The sequence below is a fragment of the Psychrobacter sp. CX14 genome (genome assembly GCF_057396205.2).
On sequence record NZ_CM183187.1, the window covers coordinates 387,343 to 405,028 of the forward strand.

Annotated in this window: 15 protein-coding genes; 8 read left to right on the forward strand and 7 right to left on the reverse strand. The window is 43.3% G+C overall.

The features are described 5' to 3' along the window. Nucleotides 1–22: 22 nt before the first annotated feature. Entirely contained in the window at nucleotides 23–1,357 is a 1,335-nt protein-coding gene (locus tag AC2SLO_RS01640) for an efflux RND transporter periplasmic adaptor subunit (protein WP_486542633.1), read from the reverse strand. A gap of 505 nt (nucleotides 1,358–1,862) precedes the next feature. Between AC2SLO_RS01640 and AC2SLO_RS01645 the strand changes: the two genes are divergently transcribed. Continuing rightward, nucleotides 1,863–2,552, forward strand: a complete 690-nt coding sequence (locus AC2SLO_RS01645) for a hypothetical protein (protein WP_486542631.1) — start codon at nucleotides 1,863–1,865, stop codon at nucleotides 2,550–2,552. 125 nt (nucleotides 2,553–2,677) lie between these two features. Here the strand turns inward: AC2SLO_RS01645 and AC2SLO_RS01650 are convergent, their stop codons facing one another. Next, nucleotides 2,678–3,403, reverse strand: coding sequence for an MOSC domain-containing protein (locus AC2SLO_RS01650; RefSeq protein ID WP_486542629.1), 726 nt, complete (start codon nucleotides 3,401–3,403; stop codon nucleotides 2,678–2,680). A 165-nt stretch (nucleotides 3,404–3,568) separates the two neighbouring features. Next, nucleotides 3,569–4,660 (reverse strand): OmpW/AlkL family protein, encoded by a 1,092-nt coding sequence (locus AC2SLO_RS01655; protein WP_486542627.1) that lies wholly within the window; start codon nucleotides 4,658–4,660, stop codon nucleotides 3,569–3,571. Nucleotides 4,661–5,008: 348 nt separating this feature from the next. On the opposite strand from AC2SLO_RS01655, the gene AC2SLO_RS01660 reads away from it, so the two are divergent. Beyond that, the gene (locus tag AC2SLO_RS01660) at nucleotides 5,009–6,457 is read left to right on the forward strand and encodes an FAD-binding oxidoreductase (RefSeq protein ID WP_486542625.1); all 1,449 of its coding nucleotides are present in this window, start codon (nucleotides 5,009–5,011) and stop codon (nucleotides 6,455–6,457) included. Here the strand turns inward: AC2SLO_RS01660 and AC2SLO_RS01665 are convergent. After that, nucleotides 6,454–6,579: a hypothetical protein gene (locus AC2SLO_RS01665; RefSeq protein WP_486542623.1), complete on the reverse strand. Its 126-nt coding sequence runs from the start codon at nucleotides 6,577–6,579 to the stop codon at nucleotides 6,454–6,456. The genes AC2SLO_RS01660 and AC2SLO_RS01665 overlap by 4 nt on opposite strands. 80 nt (nucleotides 6,580–6,659) lie before the next feature. On the opposite strand from AC2SLO_RS01665, the gene AC2SLO_RS01670 reads away from it, so the two are divergent. After that, complete coding sequence (locus tag AC2SLO_RS01670) at nucleotides 6,660–7,415, forward strand: glycosyltransferase (protein WP_486542621.1); 756 nt, start codon at nucleotides 6,660–6,662, stop codon at nucleotides 7,413–7,415. 22 nt (nucleotides 7,416–7,437) lie between these two features. Here the strand turns inward: AC2SLO_RS01670 and AC2SLO_RS01675 are convergent, their stop codons facing one another. Next, nucleotides 7,438–8,007, reverse strand: a complete 570-nt coding sequence (locus AC2SLO_RS01675) for an O-acetyl-ADP-ribose deacetylase (RefSeq protein ID WP_486542619.1) — start codon at nucleotides 8,005–8,007, stop codon at nucleotides 7,438–7,440. 696 nt (nucleotides 8,008–8,703) lie between these two features. Here AC2SLO_RS01675 and AC2SLO_RS01680 point away from each other — a divergent pair. Next, nucleotides 8,704–9,618 (forward strand): DJ-1/PfpI family protein, encoded by a 915-nt coding sequence (locus AC2SLO_RS01680; protein WP_486542617.1) that lies wholly within the window; start codon nucleotides 8,704–8,706, stop codon nucleotides 9,616–9,618. Nucleotides 9,619–9,949: 331 nt separating this feature from the next. Here AC2SLO_RS01680 and AC2SLO_RS01685 read toward each other — a convergent pair whose 3' ends face one another. After that, nucleotides 9,950–10,969 carry a P-loop NTPase family protein gene (locus AC2SLO_RS01685; protein ID WP_486542615.1) on the reverse strand — a complete coding sequence of 340 codons (1,020 nt, stop codon included), beginning with the start codon at nucleotides 10,967–10,969 and terminating at the stop codon, nucleotides 9,950–9,952. 291 nt (nucleotides 10,970–11,260) lie between these two features. Here AC2SLO_RS01685 and AC2SLO_RS01690 point away from each other — a divergent pair, with 291 nt between their 5' ends. Beyond that, nucleotides 11,261–11,794, forward strand: coding sequence for a DUF2058 domain-containing protein (locus AC2SLO_RS01690; protein WP_486542613.1), 534 nt, complete (start codon nucleotides 11,261–11,263; stop codon nucleotides 11,792–11,794). Nucleotides 11,795–11,991: 197 nt separating this feature from the next. Then, entirely contained in the window at nucleotides 11,992–12,150 is a 159-nt protein-coding gene (locus tag AC2SLO_RS01695; protein ID WP_486542611.1) for a hypothetical protein, read from the forward strand. 199 nt (nucleotides 12,151–12,349) lie between these two features. On the opposite strand, the gene recG is transcribed toward AC2SLO_RS01695, so the two are convergent. Beyond that, nucleotides 12,350–14,605, reverse strand: coding sequence for an ATP-dependent DNA helicase RecG (recG, locus tag AC2SLO_RS01700; protein ID WP_486542609.1), 2,256 nt, complete (start codon nucleotides 14,603–14,605; stop codon nucleotides 12,350–12,352). A 356-nt stretch (nucleotides 14,606–14,961) separates the two neighbouring features. On the opposite strand from recG, the gene lnt reads away from it, so the two are divergent. Together lnt and AC2SLO_RS01710 are read left to right on the forward strand one after the other, a co-directional pair. Further along, the gene (lnt, locus tag AC2SLO_RS01705) at nucleotides 14,962–16,539 is read left to right on the forward strand and encodes an apolipoprotein N-acyltransferase (RefSeq protein ID WP_486542607.1); all 1,578 of its coding nucleotides are present in this window, start codon (nucleotides 14,962–14,964) and stop codon (nucleotides 16,537–16,539) included. A gap of 286 nt (nucleotides 16,540–16,825) precedes the next feature. After that, a complete protein-coding gene (locus tag AC2SLO_RS01710; protein ID WP_486542605.1) occupies nucleotides 16,826–17,269 on the forward strand; it encodes a hypothetical protein in 444 nt (147 codons plus the stop codon). Nucleotides 17,270–17,686 lie beyond the last annotated feature (417 nt).

A 17,686-nucleotide genomic window follows, 5' to 3' on the forward strand; every position in this document is an offset into this window, starting at 1 on the left:
GTAGTGAACACCCTACTGGCGTTTAGCTGCTTGGTTTGCTGCCATCTGCCGCATTTGAAGTATCAGCGATGCGGACAATATCGCCATCGCTCAAGAAGCTGCCTCCTTGTCGGACGATATTACCGTCACCTGAGAGCGGCTCAAGCAAGACAACACGGTCGCCCTGACGCTCTCCAAGACTAACCTTAACGCGGTTAATACGATAAATAGTTTTTCGGTTTTCATCTTTGACCGCTTTCACCTGCATCACGTAATCATAACCATCTTCAACTACCACAGCACTGACCGGAATGGTTACCTTATTATCCGTACCCAGTTTAAAGGTACCACGCTGATACATGCCGGCACGTGCATTCGGGTTGTTGTCTAATGAGGCATAAATCGTCACTTGGCGACTGCCTTTTTCGGCGGTCGGAGAAATACGAGTAACACGTCCTGAGACGCTTTGGTTATTCGGTAGGCTCACAGATACTGGCGTACCAATATTAATCTGACCCACTTTATTAGGATCGACCTGCGCTTGCCATTCAAGCTTACCATTTTCAACAATAGTAAATAATGGTTCCGGTCCTGGCACGCTGCCCACGTTGGCAGTTTTTTCGCTAATCGTACCGCTAACGGGCGCAATCACTTGCGCATTCTGTAAATTGAGGTTTTGATTATTCAAGCGTGCTTTTGACGCCACCACAGAGGCGGCTGCTTGATCGGCAGTTGCTTTATAACGATCGGCTTCTTGTTCACTAATGGCATCAATCTCTAACAGCGGCAATATACGGTTGGCATCGCGTCGGGCTAACTCGTAGTTGCTCTGCGCTTCCGCAAGCTCCGCCTGTGCCTGTGCACGCTGCTGCTGCATTGCATCGGTATCAAACACAGCCAATACTTGACCTTTTTTGACTCGATCGCCTTCACGCACTAAGACTCGTTCAATGGCCACGTTATTGACCTTACCGCTGACACTATAGGTATTCTCTGGGCTAATAGTGCCATCAGCGCTTAAGTCGTTATTAAGGGTCGATTGGGTCGGTTTCACCGTTTCGACGGTTAATACCGGTTTTTGATTGACCGGCTTTTCGACCTCAGTGATACCCGTTACTGTCGCAATTTGCGGCTTAACTGATTTTTCGGTCTCAACGCCCGACTCAGTGTCATTGCGTTCAGCCCACAATTTACCTATAAATAGACCAACCGTTAAGGCCACTAATACCCATATCAATGACCAAAGCCAGTTCGGCTTAGATTTGGCAGGAGAGGTAGGGTAGGGATGTTCGATAGAGCTTGAACCTGTTGCTGACACATCCTTGTCAACAGAATCAGGCGTCTTGTCTATATCTGGATTATTTGGATAATTCGTCATATTAGTCTCACAAACGCTCTCGTTTGGATAAGTAACCACGTAAATACGTAGATAAAAATATCAATAAAATAATAAAAGTGTTTTCAAATTATACGTGAATTATAGGACGGGTGTTTAGTATTGATGTTAGTAAAAACGGTTGCTTAAAGCCACATCGATTGGATGAAAAGCATGAGTCAAAACAGATAATCCTGTTGAATGAACGTAAGTGTTGGTTACACTCATCATTAATAAAGCCGCATATTTAACAGTTAAATAAACAAATCCACCATTACACTACATCTGATAAGGAAAGCTATACAAATCATGCGTGAAAATAGCAAAACAGGTTTCTATACTAGACCCATCAATAAATAAAAGCGCTCAGAATTCTAAACGATTTATCGATAACTTAGTTTAACAACTTAATTTAACTTGTAGAGTTTTGATTGATAGCGCTAAATTAAAAAGCTATTAAAATTTTATTCATATACTTTATTAATGACAGATATTTTTGGAGAATTTTATGAAAAACAACACTTTAGTTTTATCGACGTTAGTAGCCGGTTTATTAGCAGTATCAGGTACGGCATCAGCAGCGTCTCCTGTTCATCAGAAAGCCAATCGCGGTAACATCACCCCTGCAGACTCAGCGCACCATGCTGCTGAAAACACCTTAACCTCTAAGGTTAAAGACAAGCGTGGCGAATTATTAGCGACTCAGCCTGGTGCAATAGAGGTAAACACTACAAAAGGCGTTAAAGGTACCGAAAAGCTGCAAAGAGAAGTTGACCGTGTAAGAACACAAGCTAGTGATGCTGAAAATGCATTGCGCGGTGACAACGCTGACTTAGCACCGGTTACCCCAGCGCGTGAACGTGCTCGCACAGTGCGCAATACTTTAACTCAGAAGGTTGAAGATGCCCGTGGTGAATTACGTGCAACGCAGCCTGGCCGTGTTGAAATTAACCAAAACACCACTAAAGATACTACTCGACGCGGGAACTACAATAACATACGTTCTACCGCACCTATTAGTACTACGCCTCTTTTAAAGGGTGAAGTCAATCGTGGTGAGGTAACGCCTGCTAATGTTCGAACTAAACCTGCGCCTATTACGCTACAACAGAAGATTAAAGATAAGCGTGGAGAATTGGTAGCCACTCAACCTGGTGAGGTCGAGCTTCAAGAGAGCCGCCGTGTTAGAGTAAAATAATTGTTATATGTAATGACTTAAGCAACAATGATTTAAGCCACATTAAAAGCTTAAAGTGAGTACCCTACTTATAGTAAAAAAGAGAGCCATCGGCTCTCTTTTTTTTATGGGTTAGATGAATGATGTTAACGTACTTTTTTGGCCAATACCTTTTTCCAACTGTCCTCTAAACAGTCAATAGTAAGCCAAGGTTCGATAACATCGGCATCGATAGGCAACTTTTGATTGGCCAGTTGCCATAGGGTTTGCAAGTTAGCAAAAGGATAAGGACGCTCAATCAAGTAAACAGGCACTCCATTATCGATCAGCCCATCTTTTACTACTTGGAAGTACCATCCTGAGATACCTTGATGGGTTATCCATGATGCAATATTTCTGTCACTTGTGGTCGGTCCAATTTGATCGTTGATTTTATAACAGGGACGTCTAGGCTGTACGATACGCAGCTGCACACAATCCTCGCCCTCGCCATACTGGAACACATCACCGATACATACCGTCTGCTCTGTCAAATCCGGCATACCAGATACAGGCTCAGTGATTAAATTCTCTCCAAGCAAACCAGGTGTCAGTTTTAGTGCAAACTCTACATTAAGCTTGCCATAAGTCGCCGTCGGCATCTGATGTACGGCCTTTAAATGGCCGCCGTGATGACGTCTGTCCGCCTGCTCATCGGTAACAATTCCCATATAATTCACTATAACCGGTTCTTTAATCGGTACTTTGTTGATAGCACTCAACTGCTCACGAGTAAAAGGCATCGCTTTGCCCGCGCGTACTTCACGTAACGTCGCAATATGGAGAGGTAAGGATTGGTCATTAAAAGTATCAGAGTTGGTAGAGTGGTGCATGGCTGAGTTACTCATCATAGTTGGTTTACAAAAGTACGCTCTATTAACTATATATTAAGCGGCTTGTACTAAGCAATAAAAAACGCACCCCTTAGATAGAGGTGCGTTTTTTATTCAAAAGTATGGTCTATTAGTAGTCGTTAAACCTTAATCGTTAAGCGTCGACTAGAAACGATAACCCACACCTAGGTAAGTAATGTATGGGTCAATATCAATATTCGATTTGGCTTTAATCAAGCGCTCGCCTGCGTCGTTTTTAACGGTGATGGTGGTATCACTGTCAAGCTTAGCGTAGGTTAATGAACCGACCGCAAACCAATCTTCATTGAAGTCATAAGTTGCACCAACGGTAACAATTGGAGCCCAAGCGCTGTCTGCTTCTACATCGATATGCATGCCACTATCAGAAGGAACACCTTCAAGAGAAGCACCCGCTTTATCATTTTTAATATTTTGAATCATGTGACCTGCGTCTGCAAGGTCACGACGAATACCAGAATTTAGCTCTAGATCATTGAAGTAAGCAAACATCACACCCGCACCTACATAAGGACGGAACTTATTAACGCCAGACTTACCAAATTGGTAGTGAATTTCAGTTGCAGGTAACCAAGCACGAGCAGTTGAAGCAACACCACCTTGAGTCATATCAGTAATTTCAATGTCTTTCTTAACTTTAAAGTCTACCTCTACCGCTGGAGACGATGCCGTGCCTGAAAAAGGAGAAATTACGGTACCTTTACCTAAGATATCTACTTTAGGCGGTACACCTGCTTTAACTTCAAATGACCAGTTATCATTAATAAAGTAGTTGAATAAAAGACCTACGGTATCGGTATCGTCAGCTTCTAAGCCAGTACCTGCAGTAGCAAATTTTTCTAAACCATTAATAGTAGTCGTACCCGATACATCACCAATACCTGGAATATTTGAGAGATCAACATCAGGCCCTAAGCCATTTAAAAGGGTTAGTTTATCCAAAACCTCTTGGGGCTGGGTAGTATCAACAATGCTTTTAACGGTACTCGCTTTTACACTACCGTTTTTAGCCGTATATCCATTAGGAATAGCAGTTGTATTTTGAATCGGTGTAGCATCACCAGATGGGCTTGCATGTAACCAACCTGCCGATACTGAGAAGCGCTTGAAGCTACCATCAGTATCAATATATTTTTTGTAGTCAAATTCTGCGAAAGCAGAGGTGCTAAAAATGACGGGAACGGCAACAGCGCAGGCAAAAGATAGAGTTTTGTTCATGATACATCCTTGTATAATATGAAGTATAGCAGAGCTTAAATACACCAAATGGCTTATTTATCATCCTGCATAAAATTGAGCGTAGACTCACAAGTAACGGCGGCCAGATAATTCTCAATCGGTTTTAATTAATCTAACGTCCTTGTAGAGAGTTTGCACTCTTTGAAACATATGTTATAAAAGTGTGTCGACTTATTAACAAATGTTTCAATAATTACTTCATTCTAGAAAACTTAATCACCATAGTCAATCGCTATTACTAAAATTAATTGTAAAATTATGAATAAAACAAGCGGTTTATACGGCTCATGAGCAAAACTGCACAATAGTCATTATAGGAGTGTCACCATGTCTGCCAATAAATTAACTGCCACCTTACAACCGGCTCAAGACTGTACAGCAGATACTGAGCGAGACAAGCGCTATCAAGACGCCATTGCAGAACTAAAAACACAGTTTGGCGATCAGCTCAGTGTCAATCTGACGACCCGCCAGCAGCATGCTCATACCATGACTTGGCTTAAAAATCAGCCGGCAGATGCTGTTCTTGTAGCAGGTGATAAACAGGACGTTGCTAAAGCTGTCGCTATTTGTAATGAGTACCAGATGCCAGTGATTGCCTTTGGTATTGGTTCATCGCTAGAGGGTCAGTTAAATGCCCCTTATGGTGGCCTGTGCATTGACATGAGCGAGATGAACGAGATTATTCAGGTAAACAGTGAAGACTTAACAGTGACGGTACAGCCGGGGGTTACTCGTGAGCAGCTCAATCACTATCTGCGCGATACCGGTTTATTTTTCCCGATAGATCCGGGTGCGAATGCCACTATTGGAGGGATGGTTGCAACCCGTGCGTCAGGCACCAATGCGGTGCGTTATGGCACAATGAAAGATGTGGTACTAGCCCTAGAAGTAGTTACCGCTGATGGTAAGATTATTAAGACAGGTAGCCGTGCCAAAAAGTCAGCGGCCGGCTATGATTTAACCCGTTTGATTATCGGTTCGGAGGGCACCCTTGGCGTGGTCACTGAAATCACCTTAAAGCTATTTGGTATTAGCGAATGCATTGGCAGTGGTATCTGTCATTTTCCAACTGTAGAAGCAGCGTGCGAAGCCACAATGATGACCATCCAAATGTGTCTGCCAATTGCGCGTATTGAGCTGTTAGATACCTTGCAAGTCAAAGCGTGTAATCAATATTCCAATTTGAACCTTAAAGAGATGCCGACCTTATTTGTCGAGTTCCATGGTAGTACCGCCGGCGTGCAAGAGCAGGCGCAAATCTTTAGTGAGATTGTTGAAGACTGCGGGGGTTCAGACTTTGCATGGGATACCAATGAGGCCGAGCGGAAGAAATTATGGCATGCGCGTCACAACGCTTATCCGGCCAGCTGTGCACTGCGCCCTGAAGCCAGTGCCTTATCGACCGATGCCTGTGTGCCTATTTCGAGACTGGCGGAATGCGTCAGTGAGACCGCCAAAGACATCGAAGCTTCTGGCATGGTCGGGCCTATTGTGGGGCATGTCGGCGATGGTAATTTCCATGTGTTACTCCTTGTGGATACCAGCAACCCTGAAGAAATAGAAACTGCAGAAGCATTAATCGGACGCTTGGCAAAACGTGCGATTGATATGGATGGCACCTGTACTGGTGAACATGGCATCGGTCAGGGCAAGCGTAAATATATGGCGTATGAGCATGGTGATGCGGTTGGAGTGATGCAGGCAATTAAACAGGCGCTTGACCCGAAAAATATCTTAAATCCAGGTAAGATTTGGCCGCAAGACGTGGCTTAACTGAAAGGCGCTTCGTTAAACAAGCCGCCACTTAAGGTTTTATAAGCTCTCGAAGGTACAAAGTCATCCTTACCATCATAATTGGCTTGCATAATCATATTGACATAATTAAGTCGTAGCATGGGTAAGGTCAATCGAGAATAGGCATGCGCCTAACTGATTGACCTTACTCAACTTATCTATGTACCTATATGTCTGATGTATGGGCGCAGCAATAGAGGATGGCCGCGTGTCTTCACTCAGTATCGTCATTATTACCTTAAATGAAGCCGAGCGAATAGGCAATTTGCTCGAGGACTTGGCGCAGCAAACGTATAAAGACTTCGAAGTCATTCTTGTGGATTCAAACAGCGAAGATGACACCTGCGCCATCGCCGAGGATTATGTGGCACGTTTACCGCAGCTTCATATTGAGCAGATGACCACAAGAGGCGTGTGTTTGGGGCGCAATACAGGCGCAAGTTTGGCTAATAATGAGCGTTTGCTTTTTCTGGATGCAGATGTGCGCCTCACCCCCAACTTTTTGCAAAAAGCGATGCAGCAGCTTAAGGCACAGCAGCTACAGGTGGCAGGAGTGTATCTGTCGCCAAAAGGATTGCCCAAATGTTATAGTCTTGGCTATAAGCTGTTTAATATTGGCATTGGGGTGACTCAATTTGTGTTTCCAACAGCCATCGGCGCGTGCTTATTTTCGACCAAAACCTTGCATGATGCTATCAAAGGTTTCGATACCACGATTAGCCTGTGCGAGGACTGCGATTATGTCAATCGAGCCAGCCGCATCACTAAGTTTCGTATGCTGCGTTTGAGCTTCACTTTTGATCCAAGGCGCTTAAAACAAGATGGCGTTTTAAGCACCAGTCGTAAATATCTACATGCCAACTTTCACCGATTGTTCATCGGTGAAATACGCGATCAGAAAATCCGCTATGATTTTGGGCACTATAAATCTAAGTAGGGTTCAATCGTGCTCATAAGATTCAAATCGCCTCAAGCTTTTGCTGATAGACGCTTGCATCCGCAGCAGAAAAACAGCAGAAAATGACTTCTTTAATGGCACTTTCTGAACTTCCTGATAGAGTTACCTGTTTTAAGCTGTCTATCACGTTCTCGATTGCAATTTTTGTCGCACTCTCGATAGGATAGCCATAGACTCCGGTGCTAATGGCGGGGAAGGCGATGCTGGTGAGCTCATTTTCCTCAGCCAATCGTATGCAGTTTCGATAGCAGCTGGCGAGTAATTCAGGCTCACCTTGACTGCCGCCGTGCCAGACCGGACCGACAGTATGAATCACATACTTGGCCGGTAGTTTAAATCCTGGGCTGATTTTAGCCTCACCCGTTTGGCATCCGTTTAAAGTACGGCAATACTCAAGTAGCTCGGGGCCTGCGGCTCTATGAATGGCACCATCCACGCCGCCGCCCCCCAGTAAACTAGAATTGGCTGCATTGACGATGGCATCTACCTTAAGCGTGGTGATATCAGCTTGTATAACAGACAGAGTAACCTGATGTTCAGTGCGGTGAAAGTCACCTATTTGTACTTGCATATGTTGTTCCTGCTTATTGTATAAAGCCTTAGCTTGACTATTTGTACTCTACGAATTTAAAGCTCATGTACTCATTTACAGCCCCTAAAGTACTTTCTAATCTAAAGCCTCTATAAAAAAATATTCGCTAGCGAATGAAAACCTATAGTGCTAATAAATTTTATGTCACTAGCGACTCAAACATAGATGGTGTTCTAAATAGTATGCTGGCGCTAAAAGTCAATAGGAAGTTTAGGCTAAGTTCCCTGATTCTATATGGTTTTCAAAGCTTCAAAATTGTTTAAATTTTAATCAGCATACTTTTTGACACACCACTCAAACATATAATACTAGTCACTTAAAATAATACCCTAAACTACGCTTAACCTACAAAGCTTACGAAATACTAAAACTAATGCCTATTTAATAACTCAGTGATTTGTTAAAATAAATGGGTATAGACTAGTGAATTGGATATTTCAATATTTGACATAATAATAAGAGTCACAACATAAGACACGGCAAAATAATGAAATACGACAAATAGAAAAATAGTGTCTCAAGTAGGTATGGCTTGTTGTTGATAGGTCACATAATTTCTTATCTGATAGATAAACTTATCTTTTATAGATATAAAGACAGATAACACTGCCTACTTTAGTTCAATGACTCACACAACTCTAACGTAACGAATTAAACAAATCAGGACAAATTATTATGAATATAAAAGATACTTTAAATAAGTTAAAGGATACATTAGGACTTGAACCACAGGAGATTGAAGAGGGCGTTTATATTCCCGCGGAATCTGCACTGAAACTGGCAGCACCAAATAAAAGTGATTATGACAATACTGAGTTTGACACCCCTTATACTGGTGATAAAAAAATACTCATGGTTTGTACTGAACAACAATACATGACAATGGCGGATGGTAAAAAGTTCGCAACAGGCAATCAGCCTATTGAAATGATGGTACCGATGCTGCATTTCAAAAAAGCGGGCTTTGATGTAGACGTATTTACCCCAACAGGAAAGCCTGTACAGATTGAAACCTGGGCTATGCCTGAAGAGGATGATAATGTTAAAGATATCTATGCTGAATACCAGTCAAAATTTGAACAACCAAACAGCATAGCTGATTTTGTTGAAAATGATATGGTAGATAGCGATGACTATGCCGCCATCTTTATACCGGGCGGGCATGGGGCTATGTTAGGATTGCCTGAGGACAAGAACCTAGGTGAACTGCTGCGCTGGGGTCATAATAATGACTTATTCACTTTAGCAATCTGCCACGGACCGGCAGCTTTACTGTCTGCGGACTTGGACAGCCCTGATGCGCCTAGTAATCCAAATAAATCGGATAGAGATTTTATCTTTAAAGGCTATGAGATGGTCGCATTTCCCGATGTAATGGATAAACAGATGCCAAAATTAGGTTATCTACCGAGTGAGATGTCATGGTACTTTGGTGAGAAACTAGAAGCCTTAGGGGTAACTATTACTAATAAATTGGCTATTGGACATACTCATCAAGATAGAAAACTAATTTCTGGTGATGGTCCTCTTGCTGCTAATGAGTTTGGTAAGTTAAGTGTTACTGAGTTACTAAAAGTAGTCAATAAATAGTCGAAGGTGTCAGTTTATTGAATTGTAGATCTTTCAACAATGTATAGGTCTTATACGTGTAACTCGTATAGTATAAATATTTGACCATAGATATATTTAAAAGCTTTAGAAAAAGCTGCGCTTGTAAACGCAGCTTTTTTTGTTTAAAAAACCTTTGTCTCAAATTCTTTATATCTAAAAGCTATTATTTCTATTAACCGTTTTCTCTGTTAACCATTTTGAAAACTATTTCAGTAAAACCATTGTCAACACTGAGTTACTTTAACGCCTAATTGCTTGGAACGCCTATGTTCTTAGAACGACTATGTGTTTAAGTAGCGACTTATAGCTACTAAAATAATATTTCCCACCAACTTCCTAAAAATTCGGTTACCTTTTGCGGTGTAATCTCAAAGACACTCACCAGCGATAAAGTACCGATACCTACGCCCATCCAGCCGAGACGTTTGCTGATTTTTAGCTCAGTTTGACGCTCTAACGCTTCTTCTTGTTCTACTAGCAGACGATGAATGGACTGTACCTGTTGTACAATTTCATTATTAATATCATCAATTGGCATTGTTTTGCGGATATCTTGCCACAGGGTGTAGGCATCATATCGATTAACTTTAACAGGGCAGACAAAATAGCTTTTGGCATTAAAAGTAACGGCTTGCTGATATAACTGGCGTAGTGGCGTAAAGTCTTCACAACATTCCCCAAGCTCGCTGACAATAGCAGACGTTGCCAGTAGGTAAGCCTTTGCCAGTGCCAGCAGAATTACTTGCATGTAAAAAGTATGAACATGTTCACAGTTCGGCGTTAGCAATACCGAACCTCGACCATCAACATGAACAAAACGGTCAGAGTGCTGAGTTAGAGTGTCAAATACCAATGAGGAAGTGTTACGAACGAGATATGAGGCATTATGAATAACAGCATTGGTGGGCTCGTATTGGTGAGTCTCAATAAAAGTAGCCTTCACCAGTTTTTGTGGTTCAGTAATAAACTCAGTGATATGCTTATCACATTGCTCGGGCAGATAACTTAAGATATCGGGGTGGTCTGCGGTACAGCTGGCAAAGCTAACATATAAAATCTGCTCATAAGGACCCTCTATAAAATATCGCAGTTGCCACACCTGCTCGCTTAATACCTTAAACTCGCATTGTTTGTCGATAATATCCAATAAAAAATCAACGGGTGCATTGTCTATCAATACTTGAGGTTTATCGGTGTCATCTATAGGGGGCCGATGAGGGCGAGGGTAGGTATGAGAAGAGTCTAGGGGGCATTTTTGTGAACCAATATGACTTTTAGGCTTAATATAATCAGGTTGCTTATAAATTGTGGCAAGCGTTAGGTGTTTCATAGAAGACAATGCTGGCAGTTATGTAAATTTATTATGCCACTAACGACGTCGTTATGCGAAACATTTGGTTTGTGGTATTGGTTTATGGCACTGCAATAAACCTCTCAAAGTGAAGTTAGGCTATGTCATACAAGACAGTCCCATACTTAATAGAAGACAATAGGCTTCATAGAAAACGATACTAATCTTCGCAAAAGACAATTCCATAGTTAATGACATACGCCGTTAAAACTTGCTACCATATGGTTATACTATTTTTGATTCAATATTTATTATTTAGGTAATGTGATTATGGCTAAAAATGCCCTTCAAGCTCAACTGTTAAAAGCGGGATTGGTAGACAGCAAAAAAGCCAAAAAATTAAGTAAGCAGACTCAGCATGCCAAACGCACGGGCAATGCGCCAGACGCTGAAGTCAAAAAAGCGGTGGCTGAAGCGCAAGCGAAAAAGCTTGAAAAAGACCAAAAGCTAAATCAAGAAAGACAGCAAGCATTAGAGGAGAAAACGCTTCGCGCCAATATTATTCAAATGATTAATCAGCATCAAATACCCGAAACGGGTGGTGAGGTTGAATATCGCTTTGTTGATGACTCTAAAATCAAGAAGCTACATATTACCCAAAAGCTATTTGACCAAATCGTCGCCGGTCACGTATCTATTGCTCGATTGGAGGACCGTTACGCTTTATTGCCACGGCCTTTAGCGGATCGGATTAATGAGAAGTTAGAAGGCTTTATCGTTGAGTCTAATGATAAAGCGGCAGACACACCAGCCGAAGATGATCCGTACGCCGCTTACGTCATCCCAGATGACTTAATGTGGTAGAAGTGACGTAAAGCTGGCTCAAAGCCAATACAGACCTTACCTAATATTACAGAGCTCATACAGTAAGGACTTGAGTTAAGTTGGGGGTTTGCTACTATCAAGATATGGTTCTTGTCATCAAGGATGAATTGTTTCACGTGAAACAGATGACAAGAGGTAAGGTTTTAAAGTTCCATTCATTAATCAAGGAGTTTGATATGGCTAAGAAGTCAGATATTAAAGAGCTGAAAAAAGACATCAAAAAGGTTAAGAAAGAAGCCAAAAAAGAAATTAAGCAAAAGAAAAAAGATCTTAAGAAAGTCAAAAAACAGCTCAAAAAGGATAAGAAGCAATCTAAAAAACAGAAGAAGAAATAATCTACCTGTTTGATTGCAGCAAAAAGAGGACAGCTTGGCTGTCCTCTTTTTTATGTTGAAAGCTTTGGTTAAATAGTCATTCTTAATCCTAGTTTTAGAAAAGTAGGGGGTTATCTTAGGTGGAAATACTCGATTTTAGGTTGTGAATACCAAAAAGGTTGTAAATATCGGTTCTAAGATATGAAGAACTCAATGGTCTTTAAACATTAGTATACCGACTCGCCTCTGGCATCCAGCGGTGAATCAGTTGAGTGACCTCAACCTTGCGAGCATCATCATTAATCAAGCGTTTGGCCAGATGACTGGCAATCATCAGCAGGTTTTCATCACGGCTAAGATCAGACACGTAATAGCCAATATTGCCCGTTTGGCGTTTACCCAGTAACTCACCCGGTCCGCGCAGTTGTAAGTCTTTTTGGGCAATTACAAAGCCGTCGTTGCTATCACGCAAGACGTTAAGACGTTCGATGCCTGTTTCAGATAAGGGGGTTTGGTATAACAGCACACAGAAGCTTTTGGTCGAGCCACGACCCACACGACCACGTAGCTGATGCAGCTGTGATAAGCCTAGACGCTCAGCATTTTCAATGACCATTAGCGAGGCATTGGGCACATCCACACCCACTTCGATCACAGTGGTCGCCACCAATAAATCCAGCTCGGCGTTTTTAAACGCCGCCATAATTTCCTGCTTTTCTTTAGACTTCATTTTGCCATGCACCATGCCGATACGAATATCCAAGCGGGCGCTTAAATCGGCGAAGGTGGCTTCTGCCGCTTGCGCATTTAGAGTGCTAGAGTCCTCAACCAAAGGGCAGACCCAGTACGCTTGTTTCCCCTCTTTACAGTTGGCGGCAATACGCTCAATAACCTCATCACGGCGATTGCGGTCAATGGTAACGGTAGTAATCGGCGTACGACCCGGCGGCAACTCATCAATAATCGAGGTGTCCATATCGCCGTAAGCACTCATCGCAAGCGTTCGCGGAATAGGGGTGGCGGTCATAATCAGCTGATGCGGCGTACTATCCGCCGCGCCTTTATTGGTCAGCGCCATACGCTGCTCAACCCCAAAGCGGTGCTGCTCATCAATAATCGCTAAACCCAATTTGGCAAATATCACCGCCTCTTGAAATAGCGCATGCGTACCGACGACTATTTGCACCTCATTTTCTGCGACATCGGCTAAGGCCTCACGGCGCTGTTTAGCGGTTTGTTTACCCGCCAGCCAACCGACCCCAATACCTAATGGTTCAAACCAAGACTTAAAATTAATCAAATGCTGCTCAGCCAAAATTTCAGTAGGTGCCATCACTGCAACCTGCCAACCACTGTCCAGTGCATAACAAGCAGCAAGGGCTGCAACTAAGGTCTTACCAGCACCGACATCGCCTTGCACTAAGCGCAGCATAGGAATAGAGGTTGCCATATCACTGGTAATCTCTTTAATCACCCTGTCCTGTGCGCCGGTTAAACTAAATGGCAGATTGGCCAGTAGCTTTTTGGCAAGCGGACTGTCGCTGTCGCATTTCGGCGCTTTATGCTGATGCAATTGCTTGCGGCGATATAGCATGCTTAGTTGATGCGCGGTCAGCTCTTCGACAATTAAGCGCTGGCAAGCAGGGTGGGTACGCTCTTTTAATTGTTCAAGCTGCGCCGATTGAAGGGTGATATCAGTATGCATCGGCGGCGTATGAATTAAAGTTAACGCCTCAAACAGACTAAGATGCTGCCAACTTGGTGTCATAGAGGGTGTATCCGCTACGGCAGTATTTGGCGTAGAGGGGCTAATCGGCAAACCATAACTGTTGGTCGGCAGAGGGGCAGGTAAGTGATTGACCGCTTCCCAGTCGCTATGATTGAACACACTAATTGGCATGCCTTGCTGATTAATGGTGTGCAATGCTAATTTTAATAAGGTGCGCAGTTTGTTTTGATGCAACCCTTTCACGGTCGGATAAATCGGCTGCAATCCAGTATTGACTACAGGCACACCGGGAGAGACTACGCTGTATTCAGGATGTGCAATTTGCATCCCGTAACGGCTAATTTTTACCTCGCCAAACAGGCGCAATCGAGTGCCTAGTACCATGGCTTGTGCCAGTCCGGCATACACTTTAAAAAAGCGCAGCTGAATCGCACCGGTGGCATCTTCTACTACCACAGTCATACCGCTGCGTTTGTTATCGACATAGGTGACTTCACCCTCAATTAAGGCGGATTGCCCATCCTGTAAGTCGCTGATATCGACAAGGCGGCTGCGGTCTTCATAATCACGCGGTAGGTGTAACAATAAGTCGAACAAGCGAGACACGCCCAACTGCTCAAGTTGACCTTCAATCTTGCTACCCACACCGGCTAAGACATGAACCGGTAAATCGACCGCACTGACAGCACGATTATTGTTTACCATAGTTTGGTTTGGCGTAGGCGTAGGATTTGATGGCATGGGCATAATGAGCCTCTTGATTGCTATTGATGAATACTGCGGCGGCTGATTCACATTGGTGATGATAGGCAACCGAGCATTTGTTGATTATAGAGTATATTGCACGTGGGCAGCAGTGCTGTTTACATAACCTATATCTGGGTAAGATTTTTTGGTTTTAGGCTGTTATGATACGCAGTATTGTTTTTGGCTGAATTATGACAAAAAATCCCCATATAGAGCAGGTTAACTCCTTGTTTTAGGGCAATGTTTATTTGTTTTAGCACCATATTATAATTGTATGGCCTGTTTACCCATGCCACTGCATCGACTGCGCAAGCTATGCGTATCTCATCTTTAGCATATCATTTACTGGAGCCGTTATGCGTGCCTCGACCCAACATGTCCAAAATCGCCTCAATGAATCCACGCAATTACAACAAGATGCGCAATTACCAATTGGCATTGCGGTGATTGTGGCGTGGCTAGCAGGGGCGATGTTTATGCTGTCTCTGGCTCCTTATGGCTACTGGATTATTGCGCTAATCTCTCCAGCTTTGCTCTATGCTTTACTGCTGTCGCCGATGAGCAATAAGCGTGCGTTTTTAATTGGTGAAGCATACGGTATGGGGCTGTGGTGTGTCGGTGCGTTTTGGTTATACACCTCGATTCATGATTATGGCGAGGTGCCAATGCCGTTGGCGCTATTGGCAATTGCCATTATGGGTCTGGGTATGGGCTTATTCCATGCGGTATTGGCGCTGATTTTTAACCGCTTTGTGGGCAAGCAGCCACTGGCCTTTGCTGCGCTTTGGGTTGTGCAGGAATGGTTAAAGACCTGGCTGTTTACCGGATTTCCTTGGTTATTCGTCGGCTATGCCTTTACTGAGCAATATTGGATATCGTCATTAGCGCCAGTGGCTGGCGTGTTTGCGGTGTCGTTTGTGGCGATTTTATTGTCCGCAAGTTTGGTCGATGCGTTCCGCAAACGTGCCGGTTATCTGGTGGCGACTGTTGTATTATTGGCCGTCAGTATCGGGCTTTGGTTATTTAATCCTGCTTGGACACAGCCTAAGGCCAACACCCCTAATTTAAAAGTGTCTTTGGTTCAGGGTAATATTCCGCAAGATTTAAAATGGCTCACTGAGTACCGCTACCGCACTTTAGAGATTTACGCAGAATTGAGTAGTACCGAGTGGGGTAGTGACATGGTGGTGTGGCCGGAGTCGTCTATCCCTATGTTCCAGACGGAGGCATGGCCGTTTATTACTGAGGTGGTTAAGGTTGCAAAAGAGACCGACACCACTTGGGTTACTGGTATTCCTTACAAAGACGATGCTGCTTATGACCCAGAAACAGACGATTATGCACCGTTTTATAACAGTGTGATTGCTCTGGGTGCTCAGGCAGATGGACTATATAAAAAGCAGCGTTTGGTGCCTTTTGGTGAATATATTCCATTTGAAGGGGCGCTGGATTTATTCCCAAATCTTGCCGGCAGTCAGGATATCTTAAGTTACAGCAGCGGCTCGGCGGATCAGTCACCCCTTAAGGTCAGAGGTCATAATCTTGGCGCTGCGGTATGTTATGAAGTGGCGTATCCTGATACCACAAGGCGTAATGCACAAAATACCGACTTTTTATTGACCATCTCTAACGATGCCTGGTTTGGTACTTCAGCTGGTCCGCTACAGCATTTACAGATGGTGCAGATGCGCTCGCTTGAGACCGGACGCTGGTTTATGCGTGCCACCAATACAGGGGTGACTGCGATTATTGATCACAAAGGTCGTATCGTTGAGCAGGCGCCACAATTTGAGCGCACGGTACTGCGCGGTGAAGTACAATCGCGCACAGGTATGACGCCTTATGTGCGCTTTGGTAACTATCCGATTTTAATTTTTATTGGTCTATTATTGGCACTTAGTATACTGGGCAGACGTGGCAAGTCTAGCCGCTAGGCCTTTTATTTAAAGGCTATCGGTTTATAGAAATTTAAAGCGGATTGATATAAATCGACAGTGCAGCACTAAAATGTACTGTTAATCCACAAATAGGATAGGGCATTTTCACAAAAAGTAGCAAATTGCGATATAATAGCAAGATATGTGAACGGTTCCGATTATGCTATAGTGCTAAACAGCTGCCACTACGGAGATTGTACTCGGCTGCTAACTATTAAAAGTGCTATATGATAGCGGAACATACTCTCTTAAACCTTTATCAAATTATACAGATAGGTGACCTATGGCAGATGCAAGCCAAAATAAACCAAAGAAAGAACTGCTCTTTGCTCTAGTCGGTATCGTTGCTTTCTTGGGTATTGTACTTCTTATTGGTATTTCAGCCTTTTTACGCCCTGCAGGCAACCATGTTGCACCTGAGGCTGCTGTAGAAGAAACCACCACTGAAGAAGCAAGCACAGATAGCGATGCAGCTGCAGTAGCGACTGAAACCACTGCTGAAGATACGCAAGCTACTGATGACACTGCAGAAGAGGCAGCTGCTGATGATGTAGCAGAAGCTGACGCGTCTGAAGCGGATGCGCAAGAATCAGACGCAGAAAATGTTGAATTAGATGAAACCGTAGACTTAGTCAAAGTGGACGAAGCGCCAACTGCAGAGAATGCAGGAGCCGTTGAATCACAGACTGTTGGTGAAGATACGGTAGAAGTAGAAGCTCCTCAATAAGCCCACCGGTTTAAGAGAGTAGCCCTCACTGTTTAGGTGATTATTTGTGAACATGGAGAGCGCATTTATTTATGCAGCGGCCCTTTAGCTGCTGAAGGTTGATTGTTTTTAGACCTTACTTTCTGTGTGTCAAAAGCTAAGTTTTAGTCATAAGTTGAAAGGGGTTGTTGATAGTGATTGCTTATCAATAACCCTTGATGACTTTAAATAAATAACTATTGGCTTGAGACATCTCAACTATTGAGCTTTATTATTGGTCTTTTGGTTGCCTTTTGGCTCCGTTTAAACGAGGCGAATTAAGGCTGTAATAATCAACTTGAGACACAGAAACATTTGGTGCATGTCTCTCCAACGTCTCATGTAAAACCCGCCTAATCCTTGAGATTGGGCGGGTTTTTTTATATCTTTTTGTCAGTG

Bases quoted from the DNA above. Each gene is read 5' to 3' on its own strand.
- AC2SLO_RS01660 (WP_486542625.1), top strand. From the start codon at position 5,009: ATGTCTGCCAATAAATTAACTGCCACCTTACAACCGGCTCAAGACTGT.
- AC2SLO_RS01690 (WP_486542613.1), top strand. From the start codon at position 11,261: ATGGCTAAAAATGCCCTTCAAGCTCAACTGTTAAAAGCGGGATTGGTA.
- AC2SLO_RS01685 (WP_486542615.1), bottom strand. From the start codon at position 10,969: ATGAAACACCTAACGCTTGCCACAATTTATAAGCAACCTGATTATATT.
- AC2SLO_RS01640 (WP_486542633.1), bottom strand. From the start codon at position 1,357: ATGACGAATTATCCAAATAATCCAGATATAGACAAGACGCCTGATTCT.
- AC2SLO_RS01655 (WP_486542627.1), bottom strand. From the start codon at position 4,660: ATGAACAAAACTCTATCTTTTGCCTGCGCTGTTGCCGTTCCCGTCATT.
- AC2SLO_RS01645 (WP_486542631.1), top strand. From the start codon at position 1,863: ATGAAAAACAACACTTTAGTTTTATCGACGTTAGTAGCCGGTTTATTA.
- AC2SLO_RS01670 (WP_486542621.1), top strand. From the start codon at position 6,660: ATGGGCGCAGCAATAGAGGATGGCCGCGTGTCTTCACTCAGTATCGTC.
- AC2SLO_RS01680 (WP_486542617.1), top strand. From the start codon at position 8,704: ATGAATATAAAAGATACTTTAAATAAGTTAAAGGATACATTAGGACTT.
- lnt (WP_486542607.1), top strand. From the start codon at position 14,962: ATGCGTGCCTCGACCCAACATGTCCAAAATCGCCTCAATGAATCCACG.
- AC2SLO_RS01675 (WP_486542619.1), bottom strand. From the start codon at position 8,007: ATGCAAGTACAAATAGGTGACTTTCACCGCACTGAACATCAGGTTACT.
- AC2SLO_RS01710 (WP_486542605.1), top strand. From the start codon at position 16,826: ATGGCAGATGCAAGCCAAAATAAACCAAAGAAAGAACTGCTCTTTGCT.
- AC2SLO_RS01695 (WP_486542611.1), top strand. From the start codon at position 11,992: ATGGCTAAGAAGTCAGATATTAAAGAGCTGAAAAAAGACATCAAAAAG.
- AC2SLO_RS01665 (WP_486542623.1), bottom strand. From the start codon at position 6,579: ATGCTACGACTTAATTATGTCAATATGATTATGCAAGCCAATTATGAT.
- AC2SLO_RS01650 (WP_486542629.1), bottom strand. From the start codon at position 3,403: ATGCACCACTCTACCAACTCTGATACTTTTAATGACCAATCCTTACCT.
- recG (WP_486542609.1), bottom strand. From the start codon at position 14,605: ATGCCCATGCCATCAAATCCTACGCCTACGCCAAACCAAACTATGGTA.